The sequence below is a fragment of the Nonomuraea fastidiosa genome (assembly GCF_042751225.1).
Taxonomy (GTDB): domain Bacteria; phylum Actinomycetota; class Actinomycetes; order Streptosporangiales; family Streptosporangiaceae; genus Nonomuraea; species Nonomuraea fastidiosa.
Genome location: NZ_CP170570.1, coordinates 7836663 through 7850415 on the forward strand (window position 1 = coordinate 7836663; position 13753 = coordinate 7850415).

13 protein-coding genes and 1 pseudogene are annotated in these 13753 nt (G+C 69.3%); 4 read left to right on the forward strand and 10 right to left on the reverse strand.

What is annotated here, in order from left to right; all coding sequences use genetic code 11:
* Window positions 1–187: 187 nt before the first annotated feature.
* Together ACFMQL_RS36110 and ACFMQL_RS36115 are read right to left on the reverse strand one after the other, a co-directional pair.
* Window positions 188–340, reverse strand: coding sequence for a hypothetical protein (locus tag ACFMQL_RS36110; RefSeq protein ID WP_364057570.1), 153 nt, complete (start codon window positions 338–340; stop codon window positions 188–190).
* A 79-nt stretch (window positions 341–419) separates the two neighbouring features.
* Window positions 420–572, reverse strand: a pseudogene (locus tag ACFMQL_RS36115) (hypothetical protein); the annotation flags it as partial.
* 82 nt (window positions 573–654) lie between these two features.
* Here ACFMQL_RS36115 and ACFMQL_RS36120 point away from each other — a divergent pair.
* The 3 genes from ACFMQL_RS36120 (at window position 655) to ACFMQL_RS36130 (ending at window position 2492) form a co-directional block, all read left to right on the forward strand.
* A complete protein-coding gene (locus ACFMQL_RS36120; RefSeq protein WP_364050296.1) occupies window positions 655–966 on the forward strand; it encodes a carboxymuconolactone decarboxylase family protein in 312 nt (103 codons plus the stop codon).
* A gap of 177 nt (window positions 967–1143) precedes the next feature.
* The gene (locus ACFMQL_RS36125) at window positions 1144–1410 is read left to right on the forward strand and encodes a YciI family protein (protein ID WP_364050293.1); all 267 of its coding nucleotides are present in this window, start codon (window positions 1144–1146) and stop codon (window positions 1408–1410) included.
* A 140-nt stretch (window positions 1411–1550) separates the two neighbouring features.
* Window positions 1551–2492: an oxidoreductase gene (locus ACFMQL_RS36130; protein ID WP_364050290.1), complete on the forward strand. Its 942-nt coding sequence runs from the start codon at window positions 1551–1553 to the stop codon at window positions 2490–2492.
* A gap of 197 nt (window positions 2493–2689) precedes the next feature.
* On the opposite strand, the gene ACFMQL_RS36135 is transcribed toward ACFMQL_RS36130, so the two are convergent.
* Complete coding sequence (locus tag ACFMQL_RS36135; protein WP_364050287.1) at window positions 2690–3280, reverse strand: hypothetical protein; 591 nt, start codon at window positions 3278–3280, stop codon at window positions 2690–2692.
* Between the two features lie 136 nt (window positions 3281–3416).
* On the opposite strand from ACFMQL_RS36135, the gene ACFMQL_RS36140 reads away from it, so the two are divergent.
* Window positions 3417–3827, forward strand: coding sequence for a hypothetical protein (locus tag ACFMQL_RS36140; RefSeq protein WP_364050284.1), 411 nt, complete (start codon window positions 3417–3419; stop codon window positions 3825–3827).
* Here ACFMQL_RS36140 and ACFMQL_RS36145 read toward each other — a convergent pair.
* The 7 genes from ACFMQL_RS36145 to ACFMQL_RS36175 form a co-directional block, all read right to left on the reverse strand.
* Window positions 3793–5169, reverse strand: a complete 1377-nt coding sequence (locus tag ACFMQL_RS36145; RefSeq protein WP_364050281.1) for an AI-2E family transporter — start codon at window positions 5167–5169, stop codon at window positions 3793–3795. The genes ACFMQL_RS36140 and ACFMQL_RS36145 overlap by 35 nt on opposite strands.
* A gap of 458 nt (window positions 5170–5627) precedes the next feature.
* Window positions 5628–6506, reverse strand: coding sequence for a carbohydrate ABC transporter permease (locus tag ACFMQL_RS36150; RefSeq protein ID WP_364050278.1), 879 nt, complete (start codon window positions 6504–6506; stop codon window positions 5628–5630).
* Window positions 6503–7357 carry a sugar ABC transporter permease gene (locus tag ACFMQL_RS36155; RefSeq protein WP_364050275.1) on the reverse strand — a complete coding sequence of 285 codons (855 nt, stop codon included), beginning with the start codon at window positions 7355–7357 and terminating at the stop codon, window positions 6503–6505. Before ACFMQL_RS36155 ends, ACFMQL_RS36150 begins: the two co-directional genes overlap by 4 nt.
* Before the next feature lie 173 nt (window positions 7358–7530).
* The gene (locus tag ACFMQL_RS36160) at window positions 7531–8928 is read right to left on the reverse strand and encodes an extracellular solute-binding protein (protein ID WP_364050272.1); all 1398 of its coding nucleotides are present in this window, start codon (window positions 8926–8928) and stop codon (window positions 7531–7533) included.
* A 167-nt stretch (window positions 8929–9095) separates the two neighbouring features.
* The gene (locus ACFMQL_RS36165; protein WP_364050269.1) at window positions 9096–11243 is read right to left on the reverse strand and encodes an alpha/beta hydrolase-fold protein; all 2148 of its coding nucleotides are present in this window, start codon (window positions 11241–11243) and stop codon (window positions 9096–9098) included.
* Between the two features lie 178 nt (window positions 11244–11421).
* Window positions 11422–12402, reverse strand: a complete 981-nt coding sequence (locus tag ACFMQL_RS36170) for a LacI family DNA-binding transcriptional regulator (protein WP_364050266.1) — start codon at window positions 12400–12402, stop codon at window positions 11422–11424.
* A 156-nt stretch (window positions 12403–12558) separates the two neighbouring features.
* Entirely contained in the window at window positions 12559–13599 is a 1041-nt protein-coding gene (locus ACFMQL_RS36175; protein WP_364050263.1) for a substrate-binding domain-containing protein, read from the reverse strand.
* Window positions 13600–13753 lie beyond the last annotated feature (154 nt).

Sequence of the window (13753 nt, forward strand, 5' to 3'; positions counted from 1 at the left end):
ATCCTCAAATACCGTAAATATCGGGAAAATCGGCGCGGCTACTCCCGAGGCACTGGACACGCCGCAACCGCCCGCCGCCGAGCCACCGCCGCCCGCGCCCCGAACGGCACCATCCACTACAGCCAGGCCACGGGAGGCCCACCAACTGGGCGCGGCGCAAGGGCGCGCAAGCACCGCCCGACGCGGATCAGGCCGGCTTCGGCAGGTCCAGGCGCGCGAGCCGTTCCGGATCCGTCACGATCGAGATGGCCGTGATACGCCCGCCGGCGACGCTGAACGCCAGCAGCGACAGCGGCCTGCCGTCCGCCCGCCAGGCCACCACCCCGGGCCGCCCGTCCACCAGCACAGGCCGGCTCGCCGCGACCCCAGCCGTCCAGCGGCGGCGCGCGCCGGCGGCCACCGCGGTGCAGCCACGCCTCCTGCACCACGTCCTCGGCGTCGGCGTCGGCGTGCGAGCCCAGCATGCGGTACGCGACCGCGTGCAGCCGGTCGCGCTGCGCCTCGAACGCCGCAGCCACCGAAGCCGCCGAAGCCGCCGAAGCCCCCGACGTCACCGGGCCGGTCTGGGACATGTCGTTACCTTCCTCGCATCCGCTCCGTCATGGGGATGACGAGCCCGCAAGGGCACAGGTAACCGATGAAGGAGCACGACCCATGCAAGCACGGATGAACCGGCCGTCGAACCCGGACGTGACCACCGCCGTCGGGCACCTCTATAAGGCCGTCCACTCGGGCGGCGTCGATCCCCGCCTCCTGGAGCTGGTGCACCTGCGCGCCAGCCAGATCAACGGCTGCAGCCCCTGCGTGTACGCCGGGGTCGCCTCCGCCAAGAAGCACGGGGAGACCGACGAGCGGCTGCACAGCCTGGTGGCCTGGCGCGAGACGCCGTTCTACACCGGCGCCGAGCGTGCGGCGCTCGCGTTCACGGAGGCGGCCACCCGCATCCAGGACGGCGCGCCGGAGTGACCGACGAGATCTGGGACGCCGCGGCCGCGTACTTCGACGAGGACCAGCTCTCGTCGATCATCCTGCACATCGCCTGACCAACTGCTTCAACCGGATCAACCGGGCGATACGCGAGCAGGCCGGCAAGACCTGGTAGCGGGACACCCGAAAGATCGTCTTGGTACTAATGTGACGCCCATGGCGAGATTTGTACTGTTGCTCGAGTTCAAGAACGAGGACGACCGCCTGAAGGTGCGCCCGGCCCACCGGGAGCACCTTCAGGCACTGCTCGAGCAGGGCCGGCTGGTCACCGCGGGGCCGTGGGCCGACGACAAGGGCGCGATGCACATCTACGAGGTCGAGGACGAGGCGGAGTTGCGCGAGATCCTGGATCGCGACCCGTACACGGCGGTGGACGCGTACGACATCGCCTTGCTGAAGGAGTGGACCCCGATCCTCCCGTGACGAGTGGCTTCGTATCAGGACCACCCCGGCGTCCTGATACGAAGCCTCGTTTCGGCCCGCCGCCCGAGATCATGGCTTCCGGATGATCAAATCGGGCATGCTCTGTCGTACGTACCGGAACCCCCCGTGAGGTGACGAGCATGGGCACCCCCCGCTCTTGGAGCTTGACCGATATACCCGACCAATCTGACAAGATCGTGGTTGTCACCGGTGCCAACAGCGGCATCGGGTACGTCACGGCGCGCGAGCTGAGCCGGCGCGGCGCGCACGTCGTGCTGGCCTGCCGCGATCCCGAGCGCGGCAAGAACGCGCTGGACAGGATGCGCGCGGAGGTTCCCGACGCGCGGCTGGAGCTGCGGCAGGTGGACCTGGCGAGCCTGGCGTCCGTACGCGAGTTCGCCGCCGGGTGGGACCACGACCGGCTCGACCTGCTGATCAACAACGCGGGCATCGCGGCGGTGCCGTTCGCACGGACCGCCGACGGGTTCGAGTCGCAGTTCGGCGTCAACCATCTGGGGCCGTTCGCGCTGACCGGGCTGCTGCTGCCGCACCTGCGGGCCGCGCCCGCCGCGCGGGTGATCTCGGTGAGCAGCATGGCGCACCGGCTGGTCCGCTTCGACCTGGACAACCTCAACGCAGAACGCTCCTACCGCGCGGCCTTCCACTACGGGCGGACCAAGCGGGCCGTGCTCTACTTCGCCATGGAGCTGCAGCGCCGGGCCGAGGCCGCCGGGCTGAAGCTGCGCAGCATGGGTGTCGAGCCCGGTTTCACCAGGACGAACGTGATGACCGGCGGCGCCAACGCCGCCCGCGGCAAGCTGTATCTGGCCACCATGCGGCTGGCCGAGCGCATCGCGTTCCGGCCGCCCGAGGAGGGGGCGAAGACCTCCCTGTACGCGGCCACCGTGCCCGGCCTGCCCGGAGGCTCGTACATCGTGCCCGACTGGCCGCTGCAGATGCGCGGCGAGCCGACCCGGCGCACTCGCGAGCCCGCCCTGTACGACGCGGTCACGGCCGGCCGCGTCTGGGAGCTGTCGGAGCGCCTCACCGGCGTCACGTACGACCTGCCCAAGCCCGCGTGAACCGCTTGCCGCGACCGGCGGCGCCTCCTTTCCCGCCGCCATCGACGGCGGGTTGGAGGGCAGCGACGCCTTAACGCGAGCTCCGCGCCGACGAGCGGCGCGTCGCCGTCATGCTCGCCGTTCACGGTCCGGCACGTGAGCGGCGACTCGGCCTGACGTCGGTCCGGCGCTCAGGAGTCGGTACGTCGGTCCGGCGCTCAGGAGTCGGTCCTCGTCTGGTCGCCGTCCTGGGATTGCTCCCGGCGGTCGTCCGGCAGGCCCGCCAGCCAGGCGTCGTACGAGCGGCTCTCCCCGCGCCCGCGCACGGCCACGATCACCCCGATCGAAACGAGCACCGCGACTGCGATGCCGCCGGCCAGCCACCACGTCCCGGCGTTCGAGGTGTGCCCGGGGACCGTGATGAGCTGGAGGTCCTTCCCGCCGGAAGGCGTCGGGAAGTTCCTGGGGATGGTGATCTTGTCTTCCTCGGTGAAGAGGTCGTTGTTGGCGCGGAAGTCGTCGAGATCCTCATAGTCCTTGCCTTGAGAATCGATGATGACGAACTCGCCGGTCTCCTTGTGGCGCACCGAATAGAGTTTGATCCACTCGAAGCTCCCGTCCTTCCTGTGCACCAGGACCGGCTGTTCGTACACCTCGGGGCCTGGAGAGCCCGACGGCGATGGCGCGGGTGAGGCGCTCGCCGAGACGGCCGGCGCACAGACGGCGAGCAGCAGGAGGAACGGCAGCGCGATGGCTGAGCGCACGGCACGGGCGGCGGTACGCGGCGCCACGCTCGTCTTGCCCGGCATCGGTCATCCTTTCTGAGCCGAGATCGCCCATCTTAGGGATCACCCGCCGGGACCGGTCCCGGCACAAGGGCCGCAGCGCCCGTACGATCGCGAACCCGCGCGCATCCTCCCCGCGACATCGGGTAACGCAGAGTGCATGGGATACACACCCGATCAGGAGCACCGCCGCCCCGAGGGGGCGGATGACCAGGCGGTACGCGCCGCCGGGATGGTGTCGGAGGCGCTGGAGACGGTCGAGCGCGCACGGGGGCACCTGTACTCGTTCCACCAGCTCACCGGCTCCGCCCACGCGACGTTGCACAAGGCCGTGAAGCTGCTGCGCGAGGGCGGGCACGACGAGCTGGCCAAACTCCTGCAGACCGAGCTGGTCGGCCGCGACGTCCTGCCGGGCCACTGGACGTTCCAGGTCGTGGAGACGTACGACGACTACTACTACGCCGTGTTCCGCGACATCGAGAAGCAGGTGCGGGACCGGCTCACGGGCGGGCGGCGGCACGTGTACGAGGCGGAGCTCAAGCAGCGCTCCCAGGCGGCCGGGGAGGCGTAGACCCGACGGAGGGCCGCTCACCCTCAGCCGCCTCAGGTGCCGCACGCCCCGCCCCGGAGGCCGGACGCCCCTCCTTGGAGGCCGGACGCTCCGCCTCGGGCGTCTTCGCCGGGTCCGCGTCGCCCTCCCCCGGCGTCTCCGGCTTCTCCTCGTCCGGTTCGGGGCCGGGCGGTGCGTCGGCGGGGCCCTCGTCCTCGGCCAGGTACGCCTCCGGCACCTCGGGCATGAGCGGCATCATCTCCTTGCGCGCCACGAACGTGTCCACCAGCGACAGCAGCATGGCCAGCACCGGCACCGCCAGCAGCGCGCCCACCGCCCCGAACAGCTGCGCCCCCAGCAGCACGCCCGCGAACGCGACCCCGGGATGCATGTTCACCGACCGGCCGCTGATGCGCGGCTCCAGCGTCAGGTTCTCCACCTGCTGGTAGAGGATCCCCCAGGCCAGCGCCGCGAGCCCGACCCAGGGCCGGGGCGAGACGAGGCCGACGACGGTGGGCAGCGCGATCGCGATGTACGTGCCGATCGTGGGCACGAACTGGGCCACCACGCCCGTCCACACGCCGAGCGCCAGCCACGACGGCAGGCCGATCAGCATGAACACCAGGGTCGAGCAGAAGGCGTTGATCGCCGCCAGGATGAGCCTGGCGGAGACGTAGCCGCCGGTCTTGACCAGCGACACGTCCCAGATCGTGATGAAGACCTGCTGGACGCGGCCGGGCAGGAGCTGGGCGAGCCAGCGCCGCAGCCGGGGCCCGTCGGCGGAGAAGTAGAACGTGAGCAGCAGCAGCGCGAAGGTGTTGAACACCGCCGCGGTGATCGTGCCGAGCAGCCCGAGCACGCCGCCCACCAGGTCTTGCGCGTAGGTGGCGGCCTGCTGCGGGGTGAGGTTGATGGAGCTGAGGATGGTATCGATGTCGTAGCGGGTGCCGAATCTTCCGTTGATCCAGTCGATGGCGCCGGTGACGACGTCGGGCAGCGCCTGTACGAGCAGCGCGGCCTGCTCGACGAACAGGTTGCCGAACAGGTAGAGGAAGAGGCCCGCGAGCACTGCGATGCCGGCCATCACGAGGACGGCCGCGGCCCCGCGGCGCATGTGCCGTGACAGCCGGCCCACGGCGGGCTCCATGGCGAGCGACAGGAACCAGGCCATCACGACGACGATGACGAGCGATCCGGCGTCGGTGAGGATGAACCTGATGAGGTACACCACGACGGCGACCGCGACGACGGCGAACCCGACCCGCCACACGTTGGCGGGCGACAGCAGCACCTGGACGCGGCGCGGCTCATCGGAGCGGTGCTTCCGGCTGCCGGGGTCGCGCGGCTCGGCGGGCTTGGTCATGGCATTCTCCTGAGCGGACCTGGATTCCACCACCAGTCTCTTCCCCCTGCCAAGCCACCATGCACGATCTCGGCCACGAGATCGACACACTGAGTCGCCACGTCGCCACGTCGCGGCCGCGGCCGGTCCGGTCACCCGCACCGGCCGACGGCGAACGGCGCGGGCGACCGCTCAGCTCGCGGTTCCCCGCGCGGGAAGGCGGAGCGGCCCCGCGCCGGGCCGGCGTGCGAGCGAGCGCGAGGCGGCGCTCAGCTCACAGCCGGACGGTGCGCCTGTTCGATCGCGGCGGGACGTTCCTCGCAGCCCGCGGGGGCGCTCGCCGTAGTTCCAGGACGACTCGCCGGGCCGTACGCCGGGGCTCCACCGGACGCCACCGAACTCGCTGCGGTACCGGCGGGTCTGCCGCGTGGCAATGCCCCCATTTGCCACGCGGCGCCGCCGCGCACAAGCCCCGGCCGCTACCGGAGGCCGCCGACGGAGAGCCCGCCGCGCCAGTGCCGCTGCAGCACGAAGAAGGAGATGATGAGCGGGATGATCGACACCAGCGCGCCGAGGATGATGAGGCTCCACAGCGAGGTGGTGCCGGCGTTGTTGGCCGAGGCGATGCCCTGCCAGAGGCCGAGCCCGACGGTGACGGGGAAGAGCCGGTTGTCCGACAGCATGGCGAGCGGCAGGAAGTAGTTGTTCCACGAGGCCACGGCCGACAGCAGCAGCACGGTGACCACCGCGGGCCGCATCAGCGGGAACGCGACCTGGAGGAACGTGCGGATCTCGCCCGCGCCGTCGGAGCGTGCCGCGTCGAGGATCTCGTCAGGGACCGCGTCGCGCGCGTACACATGCATGAGGTAGACGCCGAACGGGTTGAGCAGCGACGGCAGGATGACCGCCCAGATGGTGTTGGTCAGCCCGGCCTGGGAGAACATCATGAACGTCGGGATCACCAGCGCCGTGGCCGGGACCATGAGCGCGCCCAGCACGAGGGAGAAGCTGAAGCGCCGCCCGATGAAGCGGTATTTGGCGAACCCGTAGCCCGCCATGACGGCCAGGATCGTCGCGCCGATGCCGCCGGCCAGCGCGTAGAGGGTGGAGTTGAGTATCCACCTGCCGTAGATGCCGTTGTCGTAGGTGAACAGCTGCTGCAGGTTGCCGATGTAGTCGATGTTCTCGGCGAACCACAGGGTGTTGCCGCCGCCGAACAGGCCCGCCGCGTCCTTTGAGCTGTTGACGATCACCCACCAGAACGGCACGAGGAAGTACACGACCAGGAAGGCGAGCAGCAGGTGCAGGGGGAGGTTGCGGTTCGGCCGGCGGCCGGTGCGCGTGCTGGCGGTGGTCACAGGAAGCTCCTCCGCTTGCGGGTGAAGAACAGGAAGGCGTAGACGCCGGCGAAGACGACGCCGCCGAGGGCGAAGGAGATCGCCGATCCGTAGGTGAAGTTCGCCAGGCCGAAGGCCTGCTGGTAGGCGTACATGTTGGGGGTGAAGTCGGGGCCGATGGCGCCGGCCGCGAGCGAGCGCAGGATCTGCGGCTCGTTGAAGAACTGCAGGGTGCCGATGAGGGAGAAGACGAGGATCAGCAGCAGCGCGGGCGCGATCATCGGGATCTTGATGCGCAGCGCGATCTGCCAGCCGCTGGCGCCGTCCATGCGGGCGGCCTCGTAGAGTGCCGGGTCGATACCCTGCAGCGCCGCGTACAGGATGATCATGTAGTAGCCGGCCCACTGCCAGGTGACGATGTTGACCAGGCCGTAGAAGATCAGGTTGCTGCTGAGGAAGTCGGGGGCGGTCGCGCCGAACAGGCCGAAGATGTCGGTCAGCGGCCCGAAGCTCTTGCTGTAGAGGAAGCCCCACATGACCGCGCCGATCACCGTGGGGATCGCGTACGGCAGGAAGATCATCAGGCGCGAGAAGCGGGCGAACAGCGACGTGACCGAGTCGAGGATCAGGGCCAGCACCAGCGCGACGATGATCTGCAGCGGAATCGAGACCAGCGAGAAGCGGATGACGAACCAGGTGCCGGAGAGGAAGCTCGGGTCGGTGAACGCCTTTACGTAATTGTCGAGGAAAACGAAACTGGTGCCGCCGATCAGCCTTTTCTGGAACAGGCTGAGATACAGCGCGTACGCCAGTGGCGCGATGAGCAGCGCCAGGAAGACGAGCCCGAACGGCCCTACGAAGAGCCACCCCATCAGATGCTCGCGAAGGCGCACCTTACCGCGACTGCTCGATTTCCTGCCCTGCGTGCGTGGCGCACTCTTCTCCATCGTTAGGGTCATTTCTGGCTCCGGGAACGGTCTTGCTCAGGGGGTCGTATGCGGGCCTGCCGCCACGCTCGGGCGGCGGCCGGTCCCACGGCGTGGCGTCACTGGACGGTGAAGCCCTGCTCCTTGGCGTAGCGGGTGACGTCCTCCTGCAGCTTGTCGGCGGCCTCCGATGCGGTGACGGAGCCGTCGATGAGCGCGCTGACCTGCTTGGTCATGGCGTCGAAGTAGTACTGGCCGAACGGCGCGTACGTCATGCCCTGATAGGCGTTGGCCGCCGGGACGTACACTTCCTTGTTGGCCTGCTGGCCGTCGAAGAACTCGACCTTCAGCTCCTCGAACGCGGGGTCCTTCAGCGCCTTGAGGTTCAGCGGGAAGATGATCTGGTTGGTCCAGCCGTCGGTGAGCGACTCGTTGTCGGCGTAGAGCCCGTAGGCGACCTTCGCCGCCAGCTCGGGGTTCTTGGCCTGGCTGGTCACCGAGAAGGCCGAGCCGCCCCAGTTCACCTGCACCGGGTTGTCGGGGTCCCACTGTGGCAGCGGCGCGACGGCGAACTTGCCGGTGTCCTCGCCCTTGCCGACGCCGGCGCCGGTGAGGTAGCCGGGCGCCCAGGCCGCCGAGATGTAGGTGGCGTACTTGCCGTTGATGACGCCGGAGATGTACTCGGGCGTGAACTGGTCCTGCGTGCCGACCAGGCCCTTCTTCGCCAGCCGCCCCCAGTATTCGAGCACGTCCTTGGACGCCTGGTCGTTCAGCTTGATGCCGATCGTGTCCTTCTGCGCCGGGTCGTAGGTGAACGGCTTGGCGCCCTTCTGGATCTGCAGCGCCATGGTGAGCGCCGAGACGTTGGCGGCGAAGTCGCCGAACGCCGGGCCGCCCGCGTCCTTGACCTTCTGGGCGGCCTGCTCGTACTCGGCCCAGGTCTTCGGCGGCTTGATGTCGTACTTGTCGAAGATGTCCTTCCGGTAGATCATCGCGACCGGGCCGCCGTCCACCGGCACGCCGTAGATCGCGTCACCGACCGAGACGTCCTTCCACGCGCCCTCGCTGTAGTTGTCCTTGACGGACTCGTAGCCGTACTGCTTGATGTCGACGAGCGCGTTCTGGATCTGGAAGGTCGGGATGCGGTCCATCTCGATCATGATCACGTCGGGTGCCCCGGTGCCCGCCGCGATGGCCGTCTGGAACTTGTCGTACTCGTCGCTGCCCTGGCCGACGTTGGTCCAGCAGACCTGCACCTCGCTGTTCTGCTTGTTGAAGTTGTCGACGACGAGCTGCATGTTCGGGTACCAGCCCCACATCGTGACGACCGGCAGGTCCTTCTTGGGGATGGTGTTGGTGCAGTTGCTCGCGCTGTCGCCGCCGCTTGCGGCGGTCGCGCCGTTGGTGCCGTCGGTGCCGTTCGTGCCCGTGCCGCCACCGAGGTCGGGGGCGCAGCCCGCGAGTGCGGTCGCGGCGGCGAGCATGATCGCCGCAGTGGAGAGCCGTGTCTTCTTCATGTGTGTTTCCTTGCGATCGCGGCGCACGCGGGGGTGGTGCGCCACCGGTGGGGCGGAGTGATCGGCGTGGACGGGGCACGAATGGCGTCCGTGCCCCGTCCTTCGCCGGTCCTCGTGTGAGCGCTAACACGATCCCGGCCGGTCACTGCCCGGCCGGGACGCCGTGCTCAGCGCTTGAACAGGCGTGGTGCCAGATCGATGAGGTTCTTCTGCCAGACGTCCCAGCCGTGCGGGCCGGGGGTCACGCCGTCGAACTCGTAGCGGATGCCGAGCCGGTCCAGCGTGGCCAGGGTGTCCTGGAACGACGGGTAGACGAAGTCCGTCTGGTCGCCGATGTACAGCCGCAGCATCTTGGTGCCGCGGTTGATCGCCTCGGCGTCGACGCCCTCGGCGCTGCCGAACCCGGCCGAGAACACCCCGATGTAGGCGAACCTGCCGGGATGCGCCTTGAGCACGCCGTACGTCTGGCCGCCGCCCATCGACAGGCCGGCGAGGGCCTGCTGGGACGGGTCGTCGGAGACGTTGTAGCGGGCCTGGACCGCCGGGACGACGTTCTCCAGCAGCTCGGCGTTGAAGTCCGGGACGTTGCCGTTGCTCATCACCACGACCATCGGGACGAGGTTGCCGTCCAGGAAGTGACGGTCGAGGATCTGCTTGGCCCGGCCCATCTCGGTCCAGTCGGTGTAGCTCTGGCCGCCGCCGTGCTGGAGGAAGAACACCGGGTACGGCTCCGCGCGGTCGGGGTCGTAGCCCGGCGGAGTCCACACCAGCGAGGTCCGCTCCTGGTTCACGACGTTGCTGTGGTAGGTCAGCTCCTCGACCTTGCCACCCTTGCCCTCGGGCACGTCGGTGAGCAGCCTGGAACGCTCGCCCTCGATGAGGAACGTGCTCCAGGTGGGCTCGGAGGTGACCTTCGTCGGGTTGGAGGTGTCCTTGACCGCGGTGCCGTCCACGATCAGCCGGTAGTGGTAGAACCACGGCTCCAGCGGGCCGACGGTGCCGCGCCAGCGGTCCCCCGCCTTGGCGAGCGGGACGCGCAGCCAGCTTCCGCCGGGAGCCCAGTTCGCCCACACCGTGACCTGCTGGGCGTTCGCGAACTCGGTGGTGGTCTCGAACGTGACGAACCCGTCGTCGCTCAGGAACGGCGTCGGCGTGGTGCCGGGCGGCGGCGGGGTGAACTCACCCTTCAGCTTCCCGTGCCCCTTGCTCGGGCCGTGGTCGCGCACGTTGCGGAACAGCCGCGGCAGGAAGTCGATCAGGTTCTCCTGCCAGGCGTTCCAGTTCGCACCGGCGTCGGGGTTCACGCCGTCGAACTCGTACTTGACGCGGGCGCGGTCCAGCGCCTTCGTCAGCTTGACGGTCGCGTTGTACGCGGGGTCCGTCACGTTGCCCGTGTAGAGGCGCAGCAGCTTGAGGTTGCGGGCGGGGCCGTTCGCCTCGGTCAGCAGGCCCGAGAACGAGCCGGCGTAGTCGTACTCGGCGGGGTGGCCGAGCGCGGCGCGCAGCGCCTGCGACCCGCCCTCGCCCGCGCCGGCGATGGCCTGGTGCGCCGGGCCGCCGTGCACGTTGTAGCGGTCGGCGACCGCCGTGCGCAGCTCCTTGCCGGCCTCGCCGTCGCTGAAGACGACCACCATGGGCTCGATGGCCTTGCGGGCGGAGAGGTTGTCGAGGATCTGCTTGGCCCTGCCGAGGTCGAGCCAGTCGCTCGCGGCGATGCCGTTCCCGGAGTTGAGGTACAGCACCGGCAGCTTCTTGCCCTTGCCGGTGTAGCCGCGCGGCGTCCAGACCAGGGCGGAACGCTGCTCGCCGCCGCTGCCGTAGGCGAGGGTCTCGACGTTGCCGCCCTGCCCCTCGGGCACGTCGGCGAGCAGCGCGGCCTCGTCACCCGGCACGAAGAACGTGCTCCACAGCGGCTTGGAGGCGACGCGGGTGCCGTTCGTCGGGTCCTTCAGCCCCTTGGTCCCGTTGACCGTGACCTGGTACGTGTACAGGCCGGGCGGCAGCGGGCCGAGCACGCCGGTGAACGCCTGCCCGCGCAGGGTCAGGCCGAACTGCGCCCACGTGAAGGAGGGGCCGAAGTTGCCCTCGATGAGGACCTGCGAGACCGAGCCGCCCGCCTCCGCCTCGACCTCCGAGACCGGGACGGTGAACGATGCGTAGCGGTCGTCGGAGACGTCCAGCCACGGTGTGGCGGCAAGGGCCGGGCGCGGTGCGAGGACCGCGGCGGCGATCGCGATGAGCCCCGCGGTGATCGCGGCGGTGATCCTCAGCACGCCTGGGTGGCGTGACCTGCCGTGATAAAGTAAAGAAGGCATGCAAAAACTCCCTTGATGGCCGACCGTGGTTGACGCTGTGCTGGTCGGCCTGATTCGTGCGATGGACACTTGATGGTTGGTGTGCTTCGCACCTCCAATCCGTCGTGTGGATCCGCTTGCCCACCTGACTCCCGTGGCCGCGGGTGTCAGGTGCGCGGGCCTTCGTTACCGAACGTGGTCACATCGCCGCTCTCGGTGGTGCGGTGGAGCGGCGCACGACCAGGCGGGCCGGTAACACGATCTGGTGGGGGCCGTCCCACTCGCCGCGTACGAGCGCCTTGAGCATGCGGGCGGCCTCGTAGCCGAGCCGGTAGACCGACTGGTCGACCGTCGTGAGCGCGGGTTCTGCCAGCGCGGCCTCCGGGATGTCGTCGAACCCGGCCACCGACAGGTCGCCGGGCACGCTGAGCCCGAGGTCCTTCGCGACCTCCAGGGTCGTCAGCGCCATGTCGTCGTTCGCCGCGAAGATCGCCGTCGGCCGGTCGGGCCGCTCCAGCAGTGCCCGCGCGAGCGGCGCGGCGGAGCCGGGGTGGAAGTCGCCCTTCGCGATCAGCGCCGGGTCGGCGGGGATGCCGGCGCGGGCCAGCGCCTGGAGGTAGCCCTCCTCGCGGGAGCGGGAGGCGACCAGTTCCGAGCGGCCCGCGATGAAGCCGATACGCCGGTGCCCGAGCTCGATGAGGTGCTCCACCACGGCGGTCGCGCCTTCGAAGTTGGCGGCGGTGACCGAGGGCACCGTCGAGTCGGTGGCGGGATCGATGGCGACGACGGGTGTGCTGCTGCGGATCTCGCCCGAGGGCGTGACCACGATGCACCCGTCGGTGAGCGTGCCCGCGAGGCGGGACAGGTGCCGCTGCTCCCAGCCTTCCGCGTACGTGCCGTACAGGTCGCTGTCGGCGTAGATGATCAGGTCGAGGCCGGACTGGCGCAGCGCGTCCATCACGCCCTTGAGCACTTCGGCCGTGTAGGACTGGAAGCTGTGCGTCACCAGCCCCAGCACGTCCGTCTTGCGGCGCCGCAGGCTGGAGGCCACCAGGCTCGACTCGTAGCCGAGCCGTTCGATCGCCGAGCGGACCTGGGCGATGGTGCTGGCGCTCACGCCGTACCGCCCGTTGACCACGCGTGAGACCGTTGTGGTGGAGACGCCCGCCAGTCTGGCCACGTCACTCATCGTCACGGGCGAACCGCCGCCCACGGCCATACCGCCTCACTCGGTGCAATCGTTATCGGTTACGTTTGCGACGACAACGTAAGCAATAACGTTCGCGAAAAACAAGAGTAAATTTCGGTGATGACCGAACTGTGACTGACCAGGTGATCAGGACGGAGCGGGCCCGGTCGAGTCGCGGATGCTGAGGCTCGTCGCGAGCTGCAGATGCCGGGAGGCGGGCTGCACGCCCTCGGCCATGCCGAGCACGGTCTCGACGGCCATCCTGCCCATGCCGACCAGCGGCTGATGGACGGACGTCAGGCGCGGGGTGGTCCACTGCGTCTGCGGGGTGTCGTCGAAGCCGGTCACCGACAGCTCGCCGGGCACGGAGATGCCCAGCTCACCGGCCGCGGCCAGCACGCCGACCGCTATCTCGTCGTTGCCCGCGACGATGGCGGTCGGCCGGTCGGGGAGCGTGAGCAGCTCGCGGCCGTGCCGCTGCCCGGCCTCGACGGCGAACGCCTCGTGCCGGATGAGCGCGCGGTCTGGCGTGATGCCGGCCGAGTCGAGCGCGGCCTGGTAGCCGTGAAAACGTTCCAATGAGGGGGCCGAGCCGAGCGGGCCGCCGATCCAGCCGATGCGGCGGTGGCCGAGCTTGATGACGTGCTCGGTCGCCGAGCGGCCGCCCGCCCAGTTGGTGGAGCCGATGCTGACCAAGCGCGACTCGGTGGTGTCGATGGGATCGATGGTGACGATGGGCAGCTCGACGTCCTCGGCCGCCTCGATCACGGGGTCGGGTACGGCGACGGCCAGCGCGATGAGACCGACGACTCCGGACGCCTTCTGATCCTCCAGCCAGGAGCGGGCCGCCGCGCGGCTGGTGCTGACCGGCTCGCTGGGCGGCAGGCGCAGCAGCAGCTCGGCCTGCGCCGCGGTCGCGGCCTTCAGTATGCCCTGGAGCACCGTCCCCGCATACCGGGACTCGACGATGTCGAGCACCGTGACCAGCGTGTTGTCGCGGGGCCGTTCGTGCCGCGCCGCCGTGGGCTTGTAGCCGATCTCGGCCATGACGCCCAGCACCAGCTCGCGGGTCTTCGCGCCCACGTCGCTGCGGCCGTTGAGCACCTTCGAGGCCGTCGTCGGCGAGACGCCGGCCAACCGGGCGACGTCGGCCAGGGTGACGCGCTCGGAACGACCTCGCCGTCCCATCCAGGGCTCCCTTCAGGCTCTACGAAATTATTTCGCAACCTACCACGTGCCTCGGACTCCCTGGATCGCATCGCGATTTACCCGTTGACACCGGACAGACAGGACACCTAATGTCCTCGCAACACCGAACATGTTGCGAAATAATTTCGTAACC